This is a genomic window from candidate division KSB1 bacterium, assembly GCA_022562085.1.
Classification (GTDB): Bacteria; Zhuqueibacterota; Zhuqueibacteria; order Oceanimicrobiales; family Oceanimicrobiaceae; genus Oceanimicrobium.
The window spans coordinates 1-4,158 of the sequence record JADFPY010000384.1; the positions used below are offsets into that span (position 1 = coordinate 1).

The 4,158-nt window shown below is 41.1% G+C and carries 3 protein-coding genes and 1 tRNA gene; 3 read left to right on the forward strand and 1 reads right to left on the reverse strand.

What is annotated here, in order from left to right; genetic code table 11:
• The coding region (locus IH879_20770) for a rhomboid family intramembrane serine protease (GenBank protein ID MCH7677363.1) at positions 1-576 on the forward strand (576 nt) is incomplete at its 5' end.
• 21 nt (positions 577-597) lie between these two features.
• On the opposite strand, the gene IH879_20775 is transcribed toward IH879_20770, so the two are convergent.
• The gene (locus IH879_20775; protein MCH7677364.1) at positions 598-1,068 is read right to left on the reverse strand and encodes a response regulator; all 471 of its coding nucleotides are present in this window, start codon (positions 1,066-1,068) and stop codon (positions 598-600) included.
• Between the two features lie 173 nt (positions 1,069-1,241).
• On the opposite strand from IH879_20775, the gene IH879_20780 reads away from it, so the two are divergent.
• Positions 1,242-1,315, forward strand: a tRNA-Met gene (locus IH879_20780).
• A gap of 219 nt (positions 1,316-1,534) precedes the next feature.
• A complete protein-coding gene (locus IH879_20785) occupies positions 1,535-3,712 on the forward strand; it encodes a DUF1926 domain-containing protein (GenBank protein MCH7677365.1) in 2,178 nt (725 codons plus the stop codon).
• Positions 3,713-4,158 lie beyond the last annotated feature (446 nt).

Here is a 4,158-nt window from a genome sequence, read left to right on the forward strand (position 1 = left end):
GCCTTTTACTTTGAAAAGCAATTTGGCCTTGAGAAGGCGGTTCACCATTACGGTGCTATTCCAAGTAATATAGTTGAGTTGCAAGAACTTCATACTTTGGTAACCTCCATGTTTTTGCATGGCGGATTTTTGCATTTAGGCGGTAATATGCTTTACTTGTGGATTTTCGGAGATAACATCGAAGGGTACCTTGGGCATTCCCGGTTTTTAGTGTTTTATTTATTTTGCGGATTAGTCGCTGTGTTGACACATATTTTTTTAAGCGGTATTTCAGAGACACCGATGGTTGGTGCCAGCGGCGCTGTCTCCGGTTTACTCGGCGCTTACCTGGTAAAATATCCAAAAGCCAGGGTGTTGGTGGTGATTCCAATCGTTTGGTTTTTGACAATTAGAAAAATTCCGGCTTATGTCGTGCTCGGGTTTTGGTTTGTAATGCAATTGTTTTACGGATTGTCATCTCTTGGAATTTCGCAAGGTGGCGGGGTAGCATTTTGGGCACACATCGGAGGTTTTGCTGCGGGAATGTTGTTGATTTCTCTTTTGCCGGCAAAGAAACTGAAGATAAGCTCAAACTAGTATTAGCGGGCTTTTTCTTTCCTACGTTTTTATCAAATAAGCCAACAAAATTCCCAAACTAAGCCACAACGGAATTGAAATAATCATGGCCCAATTTAAGCCTTTGAGAGTAGCGATCGACTTTACCATTTTCTTTTTCTCGAGCGCTCTTTCAACTTTCAATTTAAGTTCAGCCAAATCTACGGGTTTGACTAAATAGTCAAAAGCGCCGTTTTTCATGGCATCGATTGCAGAAGTTACTTCCGGGTAGCCGGTAAACAAGATGACTTCGGTGGAGTTTTCGAAGTTCTTTAGTTTATCGAGAAGTTTAACCCCGTTCATTTTTGGCAACTTTAAATCGGTAATCACCAAATCCACTGCATTTTTTTGAAATTTTTCAAAAGCTTCTTCACCGTCCATAGCTGTAATCGGATGATATCCCCAAAGCTCGAGGGTTTCCGACATCAAATTAATTATATCTTTTTCATCATCGACAACCATTACACTTTCCACGTTCAACCTCGTCGTTAAATCTAAGCGATTTTTACAGGGTGTTAATATTTTATCGGCGTTTTGTCATTCTTACTTTAGGTCTCCTTTAGGCTAGAGGTGTCATTTTTTTCAAAATTATTGATTGATAAAAACTTGACTTTCGGAAATTAATTATTATATTATACGTCCGACATCGCGGGGTGGAGCAGTCTGGTAGCTCGTTGGGCTCATAACCCAAAGGTCGGGGGTTCGAATCCCTCCCCCGCTACAAAGCTAAATTCAATAAATTCAACAAAAAGGCTCGATACCATATCGAGCCTTTTTTGTTTGAGAATTATCCACACTTTCTTTGAGCCGGCCGGCAATTTCAAACTTTCTTAAAAAAAACCTTGACAAAATCATCAGTGATAATGACTTTTTGAATATAAATCAATTCTCATGAACTGTTTTAGGATGGAGAGCGAAATATGATCAGGAGAAAACTAACTTGAAAAAGGTCAACCTGGCGATTGGCATTCACAATCACCAACCGGTTGGAAATTTTGATTTTGTTTTTGAAGATGCTTACCAAAAGGCTTATGTGCCGTTTTTGGAACTCCTGGAAAGACATCCAAAGATTCGCATCGCCCAACATTATAGCGGTATTCTTTTCAATTGGCTTATGAAACACAAACCGGAGTTCATGCCACGACTGAAAAAGTTAGTTGATGCCGGCCAGATTGAGATGATGACCGGGGGGTTTTACGAGCCGATCATGCCGGTGATCCCTTATCGCGATAAAATCGGCCAAATTAAAAAGCTCACAGATTTTATTAAAACAGAAACAGGTTACAATGCCAGGGGAATGTGGCTCGCCGAAAGAATTTGGGAGCCCCATTTGGCTAAACCATGTGCAGAGGCAGGTGTTAAATACGTTGTCTTGGACGATTCGCATTTTAAAAATGCCGGTTTAAAGGATGAAGAATTATTGGGATATTATATTACTGAAGAAGAGGGTCACACCCTTTGTCTGTTTCCAATAGCCGAGAAACTCCGCTATACCATTCCTTTTCAACCCCCTGAAAAAACCATTGAATATCTTCGTTCAATTGCAGAAGAAGATGAAGAGAGATTGGTTGTTTTTGCCGATGATGGGGAAAAGTTCGGAATCTGGCCCGGGACTTACGAACACTGTTATGAAAATGGCTGGCTTGAAGAATTCTTCAAGGCATTGGACGCTAATGCAGACTGGATTAACCTGATTCATTTGTCCGAAGTTTTGGAACAGAGTCCACCTTTAGGACGCATTTATTTGCCGACCGCTTCATACCGGGAAATGATGGAATGGGCCATGCCTACTCAGTCGATCTATGAATTCGACAAATTCGAGAATATTTTGAAAGAACAGAATTTGCACGAGTCCTATAAGGTTTTTGTACGCGGCGGATTCTGGCGTAATTTTATGGTGAAATACCCCGAATCAAACAATATGCATAAGAAAATGATGCATGTCAGCCAGAGACTGGCCAAGTTAGAAGCAAAGCATAGCAATGATAAAAAATTCAAACTAGCTCAAGATCATCTTTGGGCCGGCCAATGTAATTGCCCTTATTGGCATGGGGTTTTCGGGGGACTTTATCTGAGTCATTTGAGATTTGCAACCTACCGTGAATTAATTCAGGCTGAAAACCTCCTCGATGAAATAGAAAGAAGCCCTGAGGAACAAAGCAGAGGCTGGCTTGATTATCAAGTTAAGGATTTTGATGCTGACGGCAACGAGGAACTGCTTGTGTCTAATTCAAAGATGAATCTATATTTTTCGCCGCAAAACGGGGGCAGTTTATTTGAGCTGGATTTTAAACCGAAGGCCATCAATTTGCTGGATACTTTAGCGCGCAGAGAAGAGAGTTATCATGAAAAATTAAAACAACTTAGTCATGAATCTATCAATGAAGGGCAAAGCCAGGGGGAAGGAGTCCCAAGTATTCACGAAATGACGGTGACAAAGGAAGAAGGGTTAGAGAATCTTTTATTTTATGATTGGTATCGGCGTAGTTCTATCCTGGACCATTTTCTGGCTCAGGAAACTTCGCTTTTAAATTTTTCCCAGTGTCAATATCAGGAAGCCGGCGACTTTGTTAACACAGCTTATGAATATTCTGTTGAAAGTAATGATAAGATCATGGTTGTCAAGCTGTGGCGTTACGGAAATGTGCGCACGGAGAGTAAATCAATCCCGGTTTATTTAGAGAAGAAAATTTCTCTTGAGCAGGCTAAACCGGAGTTGAAAATTGACTATGTAATTAAAAATCTCGCACAGTCTAAACACTCCTTCTGGTTTGGTTCTGAGTTTGACTTTGCCCTTTTAGCCGGAGATGCTCCGGATAGATATTTCGTTTTTCCCGGGCATACTCTGGAAGATGCTAAACTTAGAAGCATTGGCGAAATTGCCAGCACGAAAGAAGCACAACTCAAAGATGAGTGGCTGGGAATTTCAGTCTCTGTCAAAGTTGATGGACCGGCAACTTTTTGGCGCTTTCCCATCGAGACAGTATCACAATCCGAGTCCGGCTTTGAACGAATTTACCAGAGTTCCGTGGTATTTCCACATTGGAAATTCGAGTTAGATTCAAATGAAACATGGCAAAATAGGCTGGTTTTAAGAGTGGATGAGCTTAGCCTTTAGCCATGAGAAAAAGGTTGTGGATGTGGAGAAGTATTATAATAGCGATCGTTTGCGGCCCCAGTATGAAACCTTTATGCGCCAGCCACTATTCATTATGACAAGGGATATTTGAGTTCCAACGTAGCCTACACTATGCACACAAAAAAATGAAGCCACAATGTTAATGGACATAAATTGTGGCCATTTTGTAGCTAATCATCAAAGGTTTAAAGATTTCTATAAGCCCTGCTCGCTCTGCGCCAATTGCATAGCGGGAGAAATGATTCAAAAAACCCTTCACTTTTTACTCCTCTTATCCACATCACCGCCAATGAAACCCCAGCAACCGGTTCTTCATTATAGTAGAATAGCCTCAGCTCATTTCATTAGTACCCAGCAGATGTGGCAAATCGCCTTATTTTTTCACGAGCCATGATGCTTTGGGGCTGGGCATAATAATTTCAACC